Source organism: Streptomyces erythrochromogenes, from assembly GCF_040684695.1.
Lineage (GTDB): Bacteria > Actinomycetota > Actinomycetes > Streptomycetales > Streptomycetaceae > Streptomyces > Streptomyces erythrochromogenes_C.
Window position 1 is genome coordinate 62112 of the sequence record NZ_JBFBGM010000035.1, and the last position, 17483, is coordinate 79594.

At 74.7% G+C, this 17483-nt stretch carries 19 protein-coding genes; 9 read left to right on the forward strand and 10 right to left on the reverse strand.

Annotated elements, in window-relative coordinates; translation table 11 throughout:
* The first annotated feature begins 105 nt into the window (after nt 1-105).
* Complete coding sequence (locus AB0O53_RS34715) at nt 106-579, forward strand: N-acetyltransferase (protein ID WP_365201018.1); 474 nt, start codon at nt 106-108, stop codon at nt 577-579.
* Nucleotides 580-726: 147 nt separating this feature from the next.
* The gene (locus AB0O53_RS34720) at nt 727-1269 is read left to right on the forward strand and encodes a DoxX family protein (protein WP_359119337.1); all 543 of its coding nucleotides are present in this window, start codon (nt 727-729) and stop codon (nt 1267-1269) included.
* Nucleotides 1270-1321: 52 nt separating this feature from the next.
* Here AB0O53_RS34720 and AB0O53_RS34725 read toward each other — a convergent pair whose 3' ends face one another.
* Together AB0O53_RS34725 and AB0O53_RS34730 are read right to left on the reverse strand one after the other, a co-directional pair.
* Complete coding sequence (locus AB0O53_RS34725; RefSeq protein ID WP_365201021.1) at nt 1322-1939, reverse strand: DUF4291 domain-containing protein; 618 nt, start codon at nt 1937-1939, stop codon at nt 1322-1324.
* 187 nt (nt 1940-2126) lie between these two features.
* Nucleotides 2127-4574 (reverse strand): helicase-associated domain-containing protein, encoded by a 2448-nt coding sequence (locus AB0O53_RS34730; protein ID WP_350998854.1) that lies wholly within the window; start codon nt 4572-4574, stop codon nt 2127-2129.
* A 132-nt stretch (nt 4575-4706) separates the two neighbouring features.
* Here AB0O53_RS34730 and AB0O53_RS34735 point away from each other — a divergent pair, with 132 nt between their 5' ends.
* Complete coding sequence (locus AB0O53_RS34735; RefSeq protein ID WP_365201025.1) at nt 4707-5735, forward strand: hypothetical protein; 1029 nt, start codon at nt 4707-4709, stop codon at nt 5733-5735.
* Between the two features lie 150 nt (nt 5736-5885).
* The gene (locus AB0O53_RS34740; RefSeq protein ID WP_365201028.1) at nt 5886-6503 is read left to right on the forward strand and encodes an HAD family hydrolase; all 618 of its coding nucleotides are present in this window, start codon (nt 5886-5888) and stop codon (nt 6501-6503) included.
* A gap of 43 nt (nt 6504-6546) precedes the next feature.
* Here AB0O53_RS34740 and AB0O53_RS34745 read toward each other — a convergent pair whose 3' ends face one another.
* Entirely contained in the window at nt 6547-6801 is a 255-nt protein-coding gene (locus AB0O53_RS34745; protein ID WP_350998861.1) for a hypothetical protein, read from the reverse strand.
* A gap of 177 nt (nt 6802-6978) precedes the next feature.
* Here AB0O53_RS34745 and AB0O53_RS34750 point away from each other — a divergent pair, with 177 nt between their 5' ends.
* Complete coding sequence (locus AB0O53_RS34750) at nt 6979-7362, forward strand: cold-shock protein (RefSeq protein ID WP_030012939.1); 384 nt, start codon at nt 6979-6981, stop codon at nt 7360-7362.
* 72 nt (nt 7363-7434) lie between these two features.
* Here the strand turns inward: AB0O53_RS34750 and AB0O53_RS34755 are convergent, their stop codons facing one another.
* From AB0O53_RS34755 to AB0O53_RS34770, 4 genes are all read right to left on the reverse strand, one after another.
* A complete protein-coding gene (locus AB0O53_RS34755) occupies nt 7435-8298 on the reverse strand; it encodes a 1,4-dihydroxy-6-naphtoate synthase (RefSeq protein ID WP_359119325.1) in 864 nt (287 codons plus the stop codon).
* Nucleotides 8273-9010 carry a futalosine hydrolase gene (locus tag AB0O53_RS34760; protein ID WP_365201031.1) on the reverse strand — a complete coding sequence of 246 codons (738 nt, stop codon included), beginning with the start codon at nt 9008-9010 and terminating at the stop codon, nt 8273-8275. Before AB0O53_RS34760 ends, AB0O53_RS34755 begins: the two co-directional genes overlap by 26 nt.
* A gap of 13 nt (nt 9011-9023) precedes the next feature.
* Complete coding sequence (locus AB0O53_RS34765; RefSeq protein ID WP_350998871.1) at nt 9024-9512, reverse strand: DUF2771 domain-containing protein; 489 nt, start codon at nt 9510-9512, stop codon at nt 9024-9026.
* A gap of 273 nt (nt 9513-9785) precedes the next feature.
* Entirely contained in the window at nt 9786-11162 is a 1377-nt protein-coding gene (locus AB0O53_RS34770) for an MFS transporter (protein WP_350998873.1), read from the reverse strand.
* Nucleotides 11163-11490: 328 nt separating this feature from the next.
* On the opposite strand from AB0O53_RS34770, the gene AB0O53_RS34775 reads away from it, so the two are divergent.
* Complete coding sequence (locus tag AB0O53_RS34775; protein ID WP_350998876.1) at nt 11491-12414, forward strand: DUF3027 domain-containing protein; 924 nt, start codon at nt 11491-11493, stop codon at nt 12412-12414.
* Between the two features lie 66 nt (nt 12415-12480).
* Here the strand turns inward: AB0O53_RS34775 and AB0O53_RS34780 are convergent, their stop codons facing one another.
* On the reverse strand, nt 12481-13500 hold the full coding sequence (locus AB0O53_RS34780; protein WP_365201034.1) for a WD40 repeat domain-containing protein: 1020 nt from the start codon (nt 13498-13500) through the stop codon (nt 12481-12483).
* Between the two features lie 76 nt (nt 13501-13576).
* Here AB0O53_RS34780 and AB0O53_RS34785 point away from each other — a divergent pair, with 76 nt between their 5' ends.
* Complete coding sequence (locus AB0O53_RS34785; RefSeq protein ID WP_365201036.1) at nt 13577-14269, forward strand: GDSL-type esterase/lipase family protein; 693 nt, start codon at nt 13577-13579, stop codon at nt 14267-14269.
* 59 nt (nt 14270-14328) lie between these two features.
* A complete protein-coding gene (locus AB0O53_RS34790; RefSeq protein ID WP_365201039.1) occupies nt 14329-15318 on the forward strand; it encodes an aldo/keto reductase in 990 nt (329 codons plus the stop codon).
* 204 nt (nt 15319-15522) lie between these two features.
* Here the strand turns inward: AB0O53_RS34790 and AB0O53_RS34795 are convergent, their stop codons facing one another.
* Nucleotides 15523-15666 carry a hypothetical protein gene (locus AB0O53_RS34795; protein ID WP_359129919.1) on the reverse strand — a complete coding sequence of 48 codons (144 nt, stop codon included), beginning with the start codon at nt 15664-15666 and terminating at the stop codon, nt 15523-15525.
* 268 nt (nt 15667-15934) lie between these two features.
* Nucleotides 15935-16240, reverse strand: coding sequence for a hypothetical protein (locus tag AB0O53_RS34800; RefSeq protein WP_365201041.1), 306 nt, complete (start codon nt 16238-16240; stop codon nt 15935-15937).
* Between the two features lie 138 nt (nt 16241-16378).
* Here AB0O53_RS34800 and AB0O53_RS34805 point away from each other — a divergent pair, with 138 nt between their 5' ends.
* Entirely contained in the window at nt 16379-17371 is a 993-nt protein-coding gene (locus AB0O53_RS34805) for a helix-turn-helix domain-containing protein (protein WP_365201044.1), read from the forward strand.
* Nucleotides 17372-17483 lie beyond the last annotated feature (112 nt).

The following is a 17483-nucleotide window of genomic DNA, read 5'->3' on the forward strand; positions in this document are numbered from 1 at the left end:
CCCTGCGGGCCGGCCGTCCGGTCCCGCCGCACCGCCCCCGACCGGACGTACCCGCCCGGGGGAAAAGCCGCTGACGCCCGGCGGGCGGGCGCGTACGGTCCCGGCATGACCGCTGATCAGCACAGCTTCGTTCCCGCCGGTTTCGTCGTGCCGCGCGTCCTCGCCGGCGACGGCTTCCGGCTGGAGCCCCTCGGGCCCGAGCACAACGACCGCGACCTCGCCGCCTGGACCGGCAGCATCGCGCACATCAGGGCCACCCCCGGATTCGTCGGCCGCGGCTGGCCGCCCGTCGCGGGGATGTCCGCCGAGGCCAACCTCGCCGACCTGGTCCGGCACGCGCGGGAGTTCGAGGAGCGGGTCGCCTTCGCCTACAGCGTGCTGGAGGGCGACGGCCCCGGCGACGTCATCGGATGCCTCTACGTGCACCCCGCCCGCGAGGCACCCGACCGGATCCAGGTGTCCTCCTGGGTACGGGCCGACCGCGCCCACCTCGACGCCCCGCTGCGCGAGGCCGTACGGGCCTGGCTGCGCGCCGAGTGGCCCTTCGACGGGACGCGGATCGACTACGCGCCCGGGTGAGCGGGGCCGGCGGCCCGCGCCGGGGCCGAACGGGTCGAGGACGGCACCGCCCGACGTTGCGGACCGATGATCGTGAAAGCGCCGTCATACGGTGGCCGTCGCTCAGGCGACCAGGGGGGACCGGACGCTCCTGACGAACGGACGCTCATGACGCAGACACGGTTCGACCGCTCGCTCCTCCTCGACTCCTCGCCCCCCGCCTCCACCGTCGTCCACGACGTCGGCCTGCTCGTGCTCCGGCTCGTCGTCGGCCTCACGATGGCCGGCCACGGCACGATGAAGCTCTTCGGCTGGTTCGGCGGCCCCGGCCTCACCGCGACCGGCAAGGGCTTCACCATGGCCGGCTACCCCGCGGGGGACGCCATGGCCGTCATCGCCGGCCTCTCCGAGACCCTCGGCGGCCTCGGGCTCGCCCTCGGCCTGCTCACCCCGCTCGCCGGCGCGGCCCTCACCGGCGTCTTCATCAACATCCTCGACGTCCGCGGCCTCGACGCCTACTTCCCGCCGAAGGGCGTGGAACTCGAAGTGGTGCTCTTCGCCTCGGTCATCGCCCTCACGCTCACCGGGCCCGGCCGCTACGCCGCCGACCACTACCTGCCGGTGCTGCGCGAATCGCGCCCCCGCTACTCCCTGCTCGCCCTGCTGGTCGGTGCCGTCGCCGGCTTCGTCGTCCTGCTCGTCCGGGACTGACGGCACGGAACGGCCCGGGAGGGCGGGCGGGCTGGCCGGCAGGCGGGCGCGCTCAGGCGCCGAGGTGCTCCAGCGGCCCCGACGGGTAGGGCGTCTCCACCGGCAGCAGCGCGCGGGCGGCGTCCTCGGCGTCCTCGGCGTCCTCGACGCCCTCCGCGCCCGACCGGAGCAGGCCGTGGATCTCCCGGACCAGCGGGGTCACATCGCGGATGGAGACCGTCCACTCGTCGGCGTACGCCCGCGACGCCGGGCCCGACAGGCCCAGCTGGAGCGAGCGGTACGGGAGTGCGCCCAGGCGCAGGCTGCGCTCCGGGTCCCACTGCACGCGGGCGGGCGCCCGGCGCAGCGACTCCTGCCAGGCCGCCCGGTCGGCGTGCACGCCCGGCTCGTAGTGCGACAGGCAGGCCTCGGCCAGTGCCCGGTCGAAGCCCTCGCGGGTGATCTCGACGGCCAGCACCGTCTCCTGGTCGGTCTTGGTGGCCCAGCCGCAGCGGTACATCATCCACAGGAACGACGGCTTGATCCACGTCATCCGCTCGCGCTTCCAGGCGGGCGGGAAGCGGTTGTCGCGGGCCGCCGGGACCCCGAGGCGGGGGGCGTAGGCCTGGTAGACGGTGACGGTGGTGTCGGTGTGGGCGGCGCGGATCTGGCGGTGCGGTACGGCTGGCATGGGCCCAGGGTGCCGAGCGCTCGGCCGCGGGGCCAGCCGTTTTCCGTGCGGGTGCCGCGCCGTTGCGGGGGCGCTGCCCCCGGGCCCCCGCGCCTCAAACGCCGGCGGGGCTGAAAGATGCTGGGGCTCCGCCCCGGACCCCGCGCCTCAAACGCCGGCGGGGCTGGGTGGTGCGGCGGGGCTTGTTCTAGAGGTGGTCGTCCGCCAGTTCTGCCACGCCCGTGACGCGGTGGAGGGCGTAGGTGCGGACCTCGTCCGCCGTGTGGTCGTAGCCGGTGACGAAGCCGCCCTCGACGCGCACCGGGGCGATGACCCGCTGGCTCGCCGCCCCGTCCGCGTTCACGTAGCCGATCCACACCGCCGACCCGGTCAGCGCCGCCGCCTGCACCGTCGCCAGCGTCTCCGCCGCGCTCGTGCGCGGGAGTTCGCCCGGCACCGCGGCCGCCGGCCCCGATCCCGACGCCGGCTCCTTGCGGACCGCCGTCGCCGCCAGGTCGCCCGCGCGGATCGCCCGTACGGCCGCCCCCAGCAGCGTCGCGTCCGGCACCGGCGGACCGTCCGGCACCGGTACGGGCGCCGAGCGCGCCGGCGTGCGGTGGGCGTCGGCCCGCGCCACCAGCACGTCGCCGGTGCCCGACTCCGCGGCCGGCGCGTACCCCATCGCCCGCAGCCCCTCCAGCAGCGCGGTCGGTTCGGCCCGCGCGGCCAGCACCGTCGGCGCCAGCCGGCGCAGGCCCAGCCCCGCCGAGCGCTTGTCGGCCAGGATCTCGCCCAGCATCGCGTCGTCGTCGCAGCGCACGTACGAGGAGGCCGCGCCGACCCGCAGGTGCCCGTGCCGGCGCGCCACGTCGTCGATCAGGTACGCCAGCGGCTGCGGCACCGGGGTCCGGCTGTGCTCCTTGAGGAAGGCGTGCAGATCGGCGGCGGCGTGGCCGGCGTCCAGCGCCCGCCGCACCGACCCCGGCGTGAACCGGTACACCGTCGCCCCGCCCTTGGACTCCACGTCCGCGAGCACGGCGAGGGTGTCCCCGAGCGGGCGGCGCAGCGGCCCCGGCGCCACCGCCGTCAGGTCCGCCTGGAGCAGGACGTGGTCCACCGGCTCCGGCAGCAGCGGCGCCAGCAGCGGCGCCGGGTCCCGGCCCTCCAGCAGGGCCCGGCCGGGCCCCGACAGGGCGCCCCGGCCGGTCACGCCGAGGACCTCCGCCTCGGTCAGCGCCCAGCCCGCGAGCCGCGCCCGCAGGTCGCTCGCCGTACGCACGGGCCGCTCCCACGCCAGCCGCGCCAGCACCGCCTCCGCATCGGGCGAGCCGCCCTCCGGAAGGTCCGCGAGGAGTTCCAGGACCCGCCGGCGCACCTCGGGCGCGGCGGACCGGTCCAGTTCGGGGCCGAGCACCGACAGGGTGCGCCCCTTCGCGTCCTGCTCGCCGACCAGACCGGCCGTACGGGTCGCCGGCAGCCACGCGGCGGCCAGCGCCGACCACCGTTCGGCGGGCGGCAGTTCGCGCCAGTCGTCGAAGGCCGGGGTGGGCGCGTACCGCTCGTCGGCCTCCCCGTCGCTCGCGAGCAGCCCGGCCGCGTAGGCGAGTTCGATCCAGAACGCCGCCGACGCCTCGGTGGCGTCCAGGCCGGCCGCGGCCCGCTTCAGGTCCCGTACGGACAGTCCGCCCGCCCGCAGCACCGGCGGACCGGTGTGCTCCCAGGACTTCACCAGCTCCTCGACGGTGGCCAGCGCGGCCAGGGCCTGGCCGGCGGCGTTCGCGTCCACAAGCTGTGGACGGTGCTCGCGGTGCGTGGTCACCGGCGGAGCCACCGGCGCGGTGTCCCGGTGCGCGAGGCCGCCGCGCAGGTGCAGCGCCACCTCCCGCGGCAGGACCACGGTCCGCGCCGTCGCGGGCAGCAGCAGCCCCCGGTCGCGCAACCAGCGCACCGGCGGCGCCGGGTTCGGGGTCACCTCCCCGTACGGCGGCCCCCACACCAGCCGCCCGAGCACCTGGTGCGCCTCGGCCGGGGCCTCGTCCAGCAGCGCCGACATCCGCTCCGGGTCGGTGAACAGCGCGGTCAGCGCCGTGACCGCGGAGACCGGGTCGTGCGTGGCGGGCAGCCCGGCCGCCGCCACGATCTCCTGCACCCGGGTCGGCGACATCCCGGCCGTGGCCTCGGCGACGGTCGGGCCGAGCCCCGTCGGCGAAGGGCGCTGCGCGGACGGCGCGAGGAGTTCGCGGGCGGTGCGCACCAGGCGCAGCCGGTCCTCGTCGCCCCACACCAGGGCCTGGTCGCGCAGCGTGCCCAGGGCTCCGGGGAGCGCGGCGCGGGCCCGCTCGTCCTCACCGCCGGTCAGCAGCGCCTCCAGCACCGGGTAGGGGCACGGGTCCGGGGCCACGGCGAGGGCCTCGGCCGTCTGCAGCGTGAACCGGTCCAGGCGCTCCAGCGCCCGTACCACCGAGGCCCGGGTCCCGGCGCGCGTCGCGAGCTGGGTGACGTCGCCCGGTACCGGGTTGAGCAGGTCCGGGCGGGAGTGCAGCAGGGCGGAGAGCGCGGCGTCGTCGCGGGCGCGCAGCGCCTCGGCGAGGGAGCGCGGGGAGCTCGTCCCGGTCCCGTTCTCCGGAGCTCCCGCAGCAGTGCTTGGCTCGGGCACAGTCGCCTCCCGGTCGCGTCGGCCGGTCGTATCGGCCGGTCCCCATCCGGCCAACGGTATCCGCTGTGCCCCGGGCGGCTCCACGGGCGCACGCGCTACCTTCGGGAGAGGCGGTACGGGAGGAGCCTGGGCGTGGGGATCGAAAGCGACCACCTGGTCTACGAATATCTGAGCGCCGTCGGGGACTTGGCGCAACGCCGGCACCTCTCCTCGGGCGACCGGATGAGGCTCGTGGCCGGTCTGCGGGACGAGATCGACCGTCGGCGCGCCAAGTACGACCCGGACACCCCGGCGGCCGTCCGCCGCATCCTGGACCGCATCGGCACGCCCGAGGAGGTCCTGGACACCCTCGGTTCCCGGCAGGGCGCGTCCCCCGCGCCCGGCCCCGCCGAACCGGCCCCGGCGGTGCCCTCCCAGCGGGCCCCCGGCCGTCTGCGCCTGCCCGGGGCGCCCGCGCCGCGGCCCGCGCCGGAACGGGAGCGGGAGCCCGAGGCGGAGAACGTGCCGCCGCACCTGGCCGGGCTGGACGAACTCGGCCCGTCCGGCGGGGCCGAGCCCGACTGGTGGCGGATGACGCCCGGTACGCACGGACGCGGCCCGCAGGTCGACGGCTTCGCGGGCGGCATCGAGATCCCGGACCTGTTCAAGGAGGGGCCGGAGGAGGACGCCGAGGAGGAGGGGGACGGCGCCCCGCCCGGACCGCCGCAGTCGCGCTCGCGGACCCTCGTACGGTTCCTGCGCGAGCGGCGGCGGGCCAGGGCGGAGGCCGCGAAGGAGGCCGCGAAGGAGGCCGGGGCGCAGCCGGAGGCGGCAGCCGCCCCGGCCCGCCCGCGCCCCAACGCCTTCCTGCTGCTGGCCGCGGCGGTCCTCGTCGTCGGTGTCGTCAGCGGCTACTGGCTGCTGCTCGTCGTCGGCTGGCTCCTGCCGTACGCCTCCCGGGTGCTGCGGCCCGCCGAACGCAAGTGGGCCGTCTTCGGGCCGCCCGGGGTCGTCCTCGCGGGCGCCGCGGTGTGGCTGTGGGGCCGTACGAACGGCAAGTGGGGCGAGACCCTGGCCGACGACCAGGTCGGCGGGGCGGTCCAGGGGATGTGGCCGTGGCTGCTGCGGGGCGCCGCGCTGGCGTCGGTGCTGTACCTGGTGTGGCGGGCGCGCCGGCGCTGAGGCCGCCGGTGGGTCCGGGCCGCGTCGTGTCCGTCACCCCTGTCCTGAGCGCCGCCGCGCCGAAAAGGTTGAACACGAGTTCCGGGAAGGTTCCGGGAGGGTTCGCCGCACCGTTCACGGCCGTCCGCCCGCCTCGGCACAATGGGCGGTATGAACCTCACCGTCGGCTTCGACCTCGACATGACCCTGATCGACTCCCGCCCGGGCATCCGGGCCGCCTACCGGGCGCTGTCGGCCGAGACGGGCACGTACATCGACGCCGACGCGGCGGTCACCCGCCTGGGCCCCCCGCTGGACGAGGAGCTCGCGCACTGGTTCCCGCAGGCCGAGATCCCGGCCATGGCGGACCGCTACCGGGAGATCTACCCCGAGCACGCCATCGAGCCGACCCCCGCGATGCCCGGCGCACGCGAGGCGATCACCGCCGTCCGGGCCATGGGCGGCCGCGCGATCGTCGTCACCGCCAAGCACGAGCCCAACGCCCGCCTGCACCTGAAGCACCTGGGCATCGAGCCGGACGCGGTCATCGGCTGGCTGTGGGCGGAGGCCAAGGCGGGCGCGCTGCGCGAGCACGGCGCGCAGGTCTACGTCGGCGACCACATCGGCGACGTACGCGGGGCCCGCACGGCCGGCGCGCTGTCCGTGGCCGTGCCGACGGGCCCGTGCCCGGAGCCGGAACTGCGCGCGGCGGGCGCGGATGTGGTCCTGCCGGACCTGACCGCGCTGCCCGGATGGCTCGCGCAGTACGTCGCCGCACAGCCCGTCTAGGGCCGACCGGTCCTTCCCGACTCCGCGGCGCGGCGGCCAGGGCCTAGGCCTCCTGGGAGGCCCGCGCCGCCCTGCGCTGGGCGGCCGCCGAGCGCAGCACGCCCGCGGCGGAGATCGCGAAGCCGACGCCCATCAGCATGCACACGGCCCACGCGTACGACGGGAACGGGTCGATGTCGAGGAACAGCGGGGCCATCGTGGCCAGTGTGGCCACGGCGCCGGCGATGAACACGATGCCGCCGGCCCTGACCAGACCGTCGCCGGGCCGCGCTTCGTCCGAATGAGGAGTAACAGTCACCCCACCAGGGTAGTTCCCTGGCCGAAGCAGCCGACCGTGAAGGACCGGGGAACGTCTTGTCACCCGGTCCCCGACCATTAGCCTTGAAGTGGCGGGTCACCCATGGCCCGCTGCGCTGTTGTCCGGAGCCGTTCGCGGCCCACCGGACCCCGACGAGCACAAGGACAGAGGACGGACGTGCCTACCGGCAAGGTCAAGTGGTTCAACAGTGAGAAGGGCTTCGGCTTTCTCTCCCGCGACGACGGCGGTGACGTCTTCGTCCACTCGTCGGTGCTCCCTGCCGGGGTCGATGCCCTCAAGCCCGGTCAGCGAGTCGAGTTCGGCGTGGTCGCCGGACAACGCGGTGACCAGGCACTTTCGGTGACCGTCCTGGATCCGGCGCCCTCCGTCGCGGCCGCCCAGCGCCGCAAGCCCGACGAGCTCGCCTCGATCGTGCAGGACCTCACCACCCTGCTGGAGAACATCACCCCGATGCTGGAGCGCGGCCGCTACCCCGACAAGGTGCACGGCACGAAGATCGCCGGACTGCTGCGCGCGGTCGCCGACCAGCTCGACGTCTGACCTGCGTACGCACACCTGCGCCCCGCTCCTCGCACGAGGGGCGGGGCGCAGCCGCGCGCGGCCCGAAGGCGCCTACGGGAAGGTGAGCGCGCCCGGCGCGATGGCCGGTACCAGCCCCTCGGCCGCCGCCCGCGTCAGCAGCCCGCGCACCGCCGCGTAGCCGGAGTCGCCCAGGTCGGCCGTGAACTCGTTGACGTACAGCCCGATGTGCTGGTCGGCCACGGCCGGGTCCAGCTCCTGCGCGTGCGCGCGGACGTACGGGCGGGAGGCCTGCGGGTCGTCCCAGGCCATCCGGACCGAGGTGCGCGCCGACTCGGCCAGCGCGCGCAGCCGCTCCTCGCCCAGCGAGCGCTTGGCGATGATCGCGCCGAGCGGGATCGGCAGGCCGGTCGTGGACTCCCAGTGCTCGCCCATGTCGGCCAGGCAGTGCAGCCCGTAGTCCTGGTAGGTGAACCGGGCCTCGTGGATGACCAGTCCGGCGTCCACCCGGCCGTCGCGGACCGCCGGCATGATCTCGTGGAACGGCAGGACGACCACCTTGCCGACGCCGTCCGGCAGCACGTCCGCGGCCCACAGCCGGAACAGCAGGTAGGCGGTGGAGCGTTCGCTCGGCACGGCGACCGTCTTCCCCGCCAGGTCCAGGCCGGGCTCGCGGGTCAGCACCAGCGGACCGCAGCCGCGCCCGAGGGCACCACCGCACGGCAGCAGCGCGTACTCCTCCAGCACCCACGGCAGTACCGCGTACGACACCTTCAGCACGTCCAGCTCGCCGCGCTCGGCCATGCCGTTGGTGACGTCGATGTCCGCGAAGGTGACGTCCAGGGCGGGCGCGCCCGGCACCCGGCCGTGCGCCCACGCGTCGAAGACGAACGTGTCGTTCGGGCAGGGCGAGTAGGCGATCTTCAGCGGTTCAGTTTCGACCACGGTGTTGCTCATGGCGTTCTCCCCAGTTCGCGAGTACGGGCCCCAGGACGCGGAAGCCCTCGGCGAGCGCCGCCAGCGCGTCCCCGATCCGCCAGGCGGCACGGTCGCGCGGCCCCACGGCGTTGGACACGGCGCGGATCTCCAGTACGGGCAGTTCGTGCGCGGCGGCGGCCTCCGCGACCCCGAAGCCCTCCATGGCCTCGGCCCCGGCCATCGGATGCCGGGCCGTGAGGGCGGCCGCCCCGTCGGCGGTCCCGGTCACGGTGGAGACGGTCAGTACGGGCGCCAGCAGCGCCCCGGTCGCCTCCGCGGCCCGGGCGGCCAGCTCGGCGGGCGGCAGGTGCACGCTGCGGCCGAAGCCCAGCGACGCCACGTCGACGAACCCGTCGGGGGTCTGCGCCCCCAGGTCGGCCGCGACGATCGCGTCCGCGACCACGAGGGAGCCGACCGGCGCGGCGGGCGCGAACCCGCCGCCGATGCCGGCGCTGACGACGAGCCCGTATTCGGCGAGGGCCAGCGCCGTGGCGGTGCCCGCGGCGGCCGCCGCCGGCCCGACGCCGCCGACGACCACGTCGAAGGCGATGCCCGGCAGGTCCCGGCGGGTGATGAGGTAACCCCCGGGGAGCGTGCGCGGGTCGGGGCCGGGACTGTCCGGATGAGGGGTCAGACCGGTGAGGACGGAGTCCGACTCCGCCCCCACCGCCGTCACGACGAGCGCGCGCACCGGTGTCGTCCGGTTACTTGAGCTTGAGGTTGAAGGACCAGACGGCGAGCGGCTTGCCGGCCGCGTCGATCTGCAGGAAGGCCAGCTTCTTCGAGGTCGGGGCCTCGCCCTGGCCGCCCGTCGCGAAGACGTCGGCGCCCGGGAAGCTGCGGTAGGTGTTCGACGAGGGCTCGGTGATCGGCTGGCCGTCGAGCACCGCCGACCAGCGCTTGCCGTCCTCGACGACCTCCGGCTCGACGCCGAGCCGCAGCGTGTCGCCGCGGCCGTACTCGATGGTCTTGGGGTTCTTCATGTTCGTGAGGCACTCCTGTACCTCGTCCACGGAGAGCTCCTTGCCGTCGTTGTGGCAAGAGGCCTCGGCGGACACCGACTCGCTGCCGACCGTCACGGTCGCGAGCGGGGTCGGCTTGTCGCAGGCGGAGAGGAGGAGGAGGCCGGCGGACACGGCTCCGAGGGCCGCGACGCTGCGGCGGGCCCTACCCGAGAAAAGCGGTGCGGTCATGAGCCGAAGGCTATCGGGCCCCTGGGCTGCGCCGCTGCACGGGGTACCGCGGACCTGCGGCGCGCCGCCCTTCGGCTCCCGCCTGGGGTGGCCGTGGGGGTTCGGGCGCGCCGCCCTTCGGCTCCCGCCGGGGTGACCGTGCCCGTGCAGGTGCGCCGCCGTTGCGGGGGCGCTGCCCCCGGGCCCCCGCGCCTCAAACGCCGGCGGGGCTGGAAGGGCGGGCCTGCGCGCCTGAATCGCCGGCGGGGCTGAAAGGGCGCTGCTTGCGAGGGGTCAGGCGACTTTGGGGCGGGACGGGTGTTGGTTGGGGTGGTGGCGGGGGGCCGAGAGGACGCCGCGGACGGCCATCGTGGCGCCCAGCGCGACGATCGCCGCCGCCACCGACATCCCCAGTACGCCGTTCAGCGGCAGCACGATGCCGATCGCCCCGCCCAGCACCCACGCCACCTGGAGCAGCGTCTCCGAACGGGCGAACGCGGACGTCCGTACCGCCTCCGGCACGTCCCGCTGGATCATCGCGTCCAGCGACAGCTTCGCCAGGGCCTGGCAGAAGCCCGCCGTCGCCGCCAGCACCGCCACGAACAGCCCGCTGTAGAACACGGCCGCCAGCACCGCCACGCCGAGCGTCACGCACAGCACCGACGCGACGATTGCCTCCGGCGCCCGCGCCCGCAGCCACGCGCCCACCGCCGTGCCGCAGGCGTTGCCGGCACCCGCCGACACGCCCACGATGCCCAGCGACACCGCCGCGCTCTGCCCCGCCAGCGGATGCTCCCGCAGCAGGAACGCCAGGAAGAAGATCAGGAACCCGGACAGCCCGCGCATCGCCGCGTTCGCCAGCAGCCCGCACAGCACGCTGCGGCTCACCGTCCGCAGCCCCGGCCGCTTCGAGTGCGCCTCGTGCGTGGACAGCCGGGCGCGCCGTTCGCCCTTCGCCTCGTCCACCTTGTGCGGCAGCGTGAACGCCGCGAAGGTGCCGCCCAGGAAGACCACGCAGGCCCCGTACAGCGGCCACTGCGGCCCGATCGTGTTGAGTCCCGCCGCGACCGGCGCCGCGGCCCCCGTCGCCAGCAGACCGGCCAGCGTGACCCGGGAGTTCGCCTTGACGAGTGAGAAATTCGGTGGGAGCAGCCGGGGCACCACCGCGCTGCGCACCACCCCGTACGACTTGGACGCCACCAGCACGCCCAGCGCCGCCGGATACAGCTCCAGACCCCCCGTGGCCACCGCGCCCGACATCATCACCGCGAGGAGCGCCCGCGCCAGCATCGCCGCCGCCATCGAGGCCCTGCGGCCGTGCGGCAGCCGGTCCAGCAGCGGACCGATCACCGGCGCCAGCACGGTGAAGGGCGCCATCGTGATCGCCAGGTACAGGGCCACCCGGCCCCGCGCCTCGTCCGTGGGCACCGAGAAGAACACCGTCGACGCCAGCGCCACTGTGATCATCATGTCGCCGGCGCCGTTGATCGCGTGCAGCTCGATCAGCTTGCCCAGGCCCGACTCGCCCGCCCCGTGCGCGTGCGTCGCCCGCCGGATTCCCTTGGCCGGACCGGTGATCGGACGGTGCAGGGCACGCCCGACAGCCCGGCCGGCCCGCCTGGCCGGTCCCGAGCCGTCGTCGGACGACCGTACGGGTGCCACACTCGACATAGTGCCCCACCCGGCCCCCACGGGGCGCCTCCCGGCGCGTCGCGGAACCGGCGGCTTGTCCGCGAATCGGACCTTGCATGTGTGCCCAGGGCTTAAGAGGAGGTAGCGTGCGTAGCGCGCCACCGGCGGTTGCTCCTGGCCGCGCGCCTCTTCGTGATCCCGCAGAATGGATCGCAGCGAGGTGCGCCCGGAGTCCGATCGGGTGTGGACGTCGACGCGGCCCTCTGGTCCGCTCCGCCCGCGCCTCGTACGGACAGCACCACCGGGTCGTTGTGGACGACAGTACGGACGGCGCACACGTGAGACGGCGTAGGAGAGAACGAGACCAGTGAGTGCTGCGACGACGCGAAGCCGTACCCCGCGTACCCCCGACCGCCTCTGCGTCGAGGCGGTGGAACTCGCCCGCGCGGCCGCCGAGGAGGCAGCCTTCCCCGGTGTGGTGGGCGCCCACGTATCCGCCGTCGCGGAGGGCGACCGCGTCGTCACCCACTTCTTCGAGTCCAAGGAACCGGGATACCGCGGCTGGCGCTGGGCCGTCACCGTGGCCCGCGCCTCCCGCGCCAAGAACGTCACCCTCGACGAAACGGTGCTGCTCCCCGGCGACGACGCCCTGCTGGCCCCCGAGTGGGTGCCGTGGAGCGAGCGGCTGCGCCCCGGCGACATGGGCCCCGGCGATCTGCTGCCCACCGAGGCCGACGACCTGAGGCTGGAGCCGGGCTGGTCGGGCGAGGACGCCCCGCCGCCGAACTCCGTGGTCTCCACCGAGATGGCCGAACTCGTCGAGGCCGAGGACGCCGACGTCACCGACCGCGTGACCGCCCCCGCCCGCGGCTCCATCACGGCGGTCGCCGAGGAACTGGGCATGCGCCGGGCCCGCGTGCTCTCCCGCTACGGGCTGCACAGCGCCGCCGACCGCTGGGACGAGTCCTTCGGTGCGAAGACCCCGATGGCGCAGGCCGCCCCCGCGTCCTGCGTCTCCTGCGGGTTCCTCGTCGCCGTCGGCGGCTCGCTCGGCCAGGCCTTCGGCGTCTGCGCGAACGAGTTCAGCCCGGCCGACGGCCGCCTGGTGTCGCTGTCCTACGGCTGCGGCGGCCACTCCGAGGCCGCGGTCGTGCCGGCGCCGCTGCGGCCCGCCCCGCCGGTCCTCGACTCGATGGCCGCCGACGAGTTCGTCCTGCGGCCGACCGCCGACGCGGGCCCGGTCGCGGTCCCGGACGCCCAGGCCGCGGACCTCGACCTCGGCCACTCGTAACCCGTACGGCACCCGTACGGCGGGCCCGCGGGCCCGCCGCGCGGAGTACGGGGCCCTTCCGCGCCGTCAGTCCCGTGCGCGGCGGCGGAAGAGGCGCTTGGCAGCGAAGACCAGGACCAGGCCGCCCGCCAGGACCAGCGCGCCCTTGCCGAAGCTGCCCGTCGGCTCCGGAGAGGTCGCCGCGTCCGGCGGGGAGCCGGGCTGCGGCGAGGCCGAACCGCCGGACGGGGCGGCCGCGGCCACCGGGACCGCGACGACCCGGCTGCTCGCGCCCTCCGAGCCGAACATGAGCGTGGAGCCGTCCGCCGTGTACGTCACCGACTCCGCCTGCCCCTGCCACGGGGCGTCCACCCGGTCGCCCTCGCCCTGCGGCCGGCCGTCCTTCCACGGGTAGGTCCGGGCGGTGAAGTAGCCGCGCAGCGTCAGCCGGTTCCCGTCCGGGGAGAACGCCCCGTCCGTCACCCACGGGACGTCGGCGACCCGCCGGAAGACGTTGGCCCCGCCCGCCGCCAGCTCCGCGGGGCCCTCGTACAGGCCGCCCTTGCTCTCGTTCTTGCTCGCGATGTAGACGCGGCCCGTCACCGGATGGACCATCAGGGACTCGGCGTCGCGCGGCCCGTCCTCGTACCGCACCGTGAACTGCGTTGCCTTGACCGTGACATCACCCAGTTGCCGCGGCTCCTGGAAGCGGTAGATCCACACGTGGTCCCAGGTGCCGCCCCGGTTGTCGCCGATGTCCCCGACGTAGAGCTGTCCGTCCGGACCGAGCGAGATCGCCTCGACGTCACGCGGCCGGCCGATCCCCGTCAGCGTCACCCGGGCCACCGTCCTGCCGGTGGCCGAGTCCACTCCGTAGACGTACGGACCGTCGTCGCTGTCGTTGTGCGTCCAGTAGACGCCCGGATGGATCCGGCTGGCCGCCAGCCCGCTCGACTCCTTGATCCTCGGGTCGGAGATGGTGAACGAGGACGCCCCGGGGGACTGCGCGGCGGCCGCCGCGCCCGGCAGCACGGCGACGACGACGGCGGCGGCGAGGGCGGTGGCGGTCGCCGCGAGGGCGGTGGCGGGCGGCAGGGGCAGGCGCATCCTCCCAGCCTGCCAGTACGTGCCGCGTGTCCGGCGTCACAGGGGTTTCTGTCGCGCGATCCGCGATGATGACCGGATGCGTTTCATGTTCGTCGGCGACTCCATGACCATCGGACGCGCCGGCGACTACACCTGGCGCTACCGGATGTGGCAGCACCTCAACTCGACCTTCGGCGGGCCCTACCGCATCGTCGGACCGCGCTGCGAGGTCTACGACACCGCCGCCGACGCGCCCGTCAGCCACGCGTACGCCGACCCGGGCTTCCCGGAGCGCGCCCGCCGCCACCTGGCCGGCTGGGGCGAGGGCTGGCAGCACATGGCGCCCGTCATGGCCGAGGCCGTCGCCGCGCACCGCCCGGACGTCCTGCTGGTCTCCCTGGGCCTGATCGACCTCGGCTTCTACACCGACGCCGAGCAGACCGCCGACAACGTCCGCCTCTTCGTGGCGGGTGCCCGCTCCGCCCACCCCGGCCTCCGCATGGTGCTCCTGCCGGTCATCCCGAACAGCCGGGCCGAGGAGGACGCCCCCTTCGCGGCCGAGGTGGTCCGCTTCAACGAGCTCCTCGCCAAGGCCGTGGCCGACCTCACCACGGACGCCTCGCCGATCCTGCTGGCCGCGCGCCCGGCCGCGTACGACATCCACCGGGACACCTACGACGGCACCCACCCCAACGCCTCCGGCGAGCACCGGCTGGCGGGGGAGTTCGCCGCGGTCCTGCACCAGGCCTGGGGCATCGGCGGCCCGTACCGCCCCGCGCACGACGCGTAACACGCCGTTCGCGGACGGGTCTTGCTTCGAGTGCACTCCAAGCAGTTGGCTAGTGGCCCATGAAGTACACACAGCTCGGACGCACCGGCCTCAAGGTCAGCCGACTTGTACTCGGCACCATGAACTTCGGACCCCAGACCGGGGAGCCCGAAAGTCACGCGATCATGGATTCCGCCCTCGACGCGGGCATCAACTTCTTCGACACGGCGAACGTGTACGGGTGGGGCGAGAACAAGGGCCGCACCGAGGAGATCCTCGGGACCTGGTTCGCCCAGGGCGGCCGGCGCCGCGAGAAGACCGTGCTCGCCACCAAGGTCTACGGCTCGATGTCCCGCGAGGGGGACACCTGGCCCAACGAGGACCGCCTCTCGGCGCTCAACATCCGGCGGGCCGTCGACGCCAGCCTCAAGCGGCTGCAGACCGACTACATCGACCTCTACCAGTTCCACCACGTGGACCGGCGGACCCCCTTCGAGGAGATCTGGCAGGCCATCGAGGTCCTCGTCCAGCAGGGCAAGATCCTCTACGTCGGCTCCTCGAACTTCCCCGGCTACAAGATCGCCCAGGCCAACGAGACCGCCGCGCGCACCGGACGGCTCGGCCTGGTCAGCGAGCAGTGCATCTACAACCTCGCCGAGCGGCGCGCGGAGATGGAGGTCATCCCGGCCGCCCAGGACTACGGCCTCGGGGTCATCCCGTGGTCGCCGCTGCACGGCGGGCTGCTCGGCGGCGTGATCAAGAAGGAGGCCGTCGAGGGCCGGCGGGCCTCCGGGCGGTCGGCGGACGCCCTGGCGAACAGCGCGGTGCGCGCGCAGGTGCAGGCGTACGAGGACCTGCTCGACAAGCACGGCCTGGAGCCCGGCGAGGTCGGGCTGGCCTGGCTGCTGACGCGTCCCGGCGTCACCGGGCCCATCGTGGGGCCGCGTACGCCGGAACAGCTCGCCTCGGCGCTGCGCGCCGTGGAGCTGGAACTGGGCGAGGAGGTACTGGCCGGGCTCGACGAGATCTTCCCCGGGCCGGGGCCGTCCCCGGAGGCCTTCGCCTGGTAGCCGCAGCCCGGAGGCTGCCGCCGGTCATCGCTACTGGCCGGTGGCGGCCGCCACGGCGACGACGAGGAACATCAGCACGAGCACGCCGGCCATCACACGGTTTCTGGTCTTGGGATCCACCCGTCGAGCCTAACGCGGCAGCCCCCGCATCGTGGACGCAGGGGCTGTGCCGTGGTGGGTGGGCCGCCGGCCGTGGCCGGGCCGTCACTGCCAGCTCATGTCGCCGTTCTGCGAGGCGACCGGCGGCTTCACGGCGGTGACCGGGGCGGCGGAGGCGACGGCCGGGGCGCCGAGGACGAGGGCGAGGGCGACGACCGCGGCGGCCTTGACGATGCGGGTGGTGTTCATGGTTGCGGAGTCCTTTCGGGGCGCCGTGAGGCGTGTCGGCTGTGGCTTCCCGGTCGGTCCCGCACCCCGCGGTGGCGCTGTCCCTTTCCGGTGAGACATAGCTAAGTCGCAGCTCAGCGGGGGGAGAAGGGGTATCGGCTGGCCCAAACCGTCCGTGGACGGATGAGGACAGGCCCGCCCCGCCGCAGCACGGCACGGCAGGGCACGACACGGCACGGCCCGGCGCGGCACGACCTGCCGCAGCACGGCCCGGCACGACACGGCGCCGTCAGCGGCTGCGCAGCTCCGGCAGGGACGCCGGCATCAGCGGGACGCCCACGTCCAGCAGGTGCGCGGCGGGCAGCGCCCGTGCGCCGAGCAGGCGGCGGCAGACGGCCTCGGCGTGCCGCTCCGCCTCCTCCAGGGAGTCCGAGAGCAGGTAGAAGCCGAGGGTGAAGTGCTCCGCGGACTGCGGGTGCACGGCCAGGTGCTCCACCCGGTCCCGGGGGCACAGCCCGGCACGGGCCGCCTCGCGCAGATCATCGGGCACTTCCACCGGAGGCACCGTCCGCAGACGGGCATGGACGAGGTACATGTGTCCACGGTCGCCCCGCCGGACCCGTGCGGGACACCGATTCGGCTGGCCGTTTGTGGCCGTGGACACATCTGTCCATCCGGCGCTTCTTTGAGATGATCTTTGCCATCGCAGTGCCAACGGGGTGGGGGGAACCACATGTTGACCGAACTGGGCCTCGACGCGAGAGCCGAGGCCGTCTACCGCGCCATGCTCATGGAACCGGGATCGGGCGTCACCGCGCTCGCCGACGCGGCGGGGATCGCCGAGGGCGACGTACGCGGGGCCCTGGACCTGCTGAGCGAGCTGGCCCTGGTCCAGCCGTCCGCCGACGACAGCGGGCGGCTGCGCGCCGTCTCCCCGGACATCGGGATGGAGATCCTGATGGCCCGGGGACAGGCCGAACTGGCCGCTCAGCAGCAGCGGCTGGAGGCGTCCCGGGCGGCCGCGGCCCGGCTCATCTCCGAGTACTCGGAGCTGCGGCCGACCGCCAGCCATCCCGGCGTGGAGCAGCTCATCGGCCTCGACGCCGTCCGCGACCGGCTGGTCGCGCTGACCCGGGAGACGAAGGAGGAACTGCTGGCGTTCTCGCCGGACGCCACGCTCAGCGAGTCGGCCCTGGCCTCCTCGCGCCCGCTCAACAGGACGCTGCTCGAACGCGGCGTGCGCATGCGCACCCTGTACCTCGACAGCGTGCGCAACAGCCGGCCCTCCGTCGAGCACGCCAACTGGCTCACCGAGCTGGGCGGGCAGGTCCGTACGGTGGCGTCGCTGCCGACGCGGATGCTCATCGTCGACCGCAGGACGGCCCTGATCCCGGTGAGCGACGACTCCGCGGCGGGCGCGGTGGTCCTGACCGGGCACGGCATGCTGGTCGCCCTCTGCGCGCTCTTCGAGTCGACGTGGGAGCAGGCGCAGCCGCTGGCGGAGGTGGCGGTCCTGGGGCCGGACGGCCTGACCGCACAACAGGCGGCCGCCGTGCGGCTGTTGGCCGAAGGGCACACGGACGACGCGATAGCCAAGCGGCTGGGGGTCTCCTCGCGCACGGCCCGGCGCATCGCGAACGAGCTGATGGAACGCCTCGGCGCCCGCAGTCGCTTCGAGGCCGGGGTCCGTGCCGTCCAGGAGGGCTGGCTGCCCGCGCGCGCCTAGGAGCCACCCCGCGCGACGTACGAAAGCCGCCGGGCGCGCCGCCCCTAGTTTTCGACCGGGCGGCACGGTGCCGCCGTACCAGCGGCACCAGCCGCGCCCGTCCCGAACCGTG

Bases quoted from the DNA above. Each gene is read 5' to 3' on its own strand.
- AB0O53_RS34765 (WP_350998871.1), bottom strand. From the start codon at position 9,512: ATGACCGCACCGCTTTTCTCGGGTAGGGCCCGCCGCAGCGTCGCGGCC.
- AB0O53_RS34805 (WP_365201044.1), top strand. From the start codon at position 16,379: ATGTTGACCGAACTGGGCCTCGACGCGAGAGCCGAGGCCGTCTACCGC.
- AB0O53_RS34780 (WP_365201034.1), bottom strand. From the start codon at position 13,500: ATGCGCCTGCCCCTGCCGCCCGCCACCGCCCTCGCGGCGACCGCCACC.
- AB0O53_RS34790 (WP_365201039.1), top strand. From the start codon at position 14,329: ATGAAGTACACACAGCTCGGACGCACCGGCCTCAAGGTCAGCCGACTT.
- AB0O53_RS34800 (WP_365201041.1), bottom strand. From the start codon at position 16,240: ATGTACCTCGTCCATGCCCGTCTGCGGACGGTGCCTCCGGTGGAAGTG.
- AB0O53_RS34740 (WP_365201028.1), top strand. From the start codon at position 5,886: ATGAACCTCACCGTCGGCTTCGACCTCGACATGACCCTGATCGACTCC.
- AB0O53_RS34785 (WP_365201036.1), top strand. From the start codon at position 13,577: ATGCGTTTCATGTTCGTCGGCGACTCCATGACCATCGGACGCGCCGGC.
- AB0O53_RS34715 (WP_365201018.1), top strand. From the start codon at position 106: ATGACCGCTGATCAGCACAGCTTCGTTCCCGCCGGTTTCGTCGTGCCG.
- AB0O53_RS34770 (WP_350998873.1), bottom strand. From the start codon at position 11,162: ATGTCGAGTGTGGCACCCGTACGGTCGTCCGACGACGGCTCGGGACCG.
- AB0O53_RS34720 (WP_359119337.1), top strand. From the start codon at position 727: ATGACGCAGACACGGTTCGACCGCTCGCTCCTCCTCGACTCCTCGCCC.
- AB0O53_RS34755 (WP_359119325.1), bottom strand. From the start codon at position 8,298: ATGAGCAACACCGTGGTCGAAACTGAACCGCTGAAGATCGCCTACTCG.
- AB0O53_RS34725 (WP_365201021.1), bottom strand. From the start codon at position 1,939: ATGCCAGCCGTACCGCACCGCCAGATCCGCGCCGCCCACACCGACACC.
- AB0O53_RS34795 (WP_359129919.1), bottom strand. From the start codon at position 15,666: ATGAACACCACCCGCATCGTCAAGGCCGCCGCGGTCGTCGCCCTCGCC.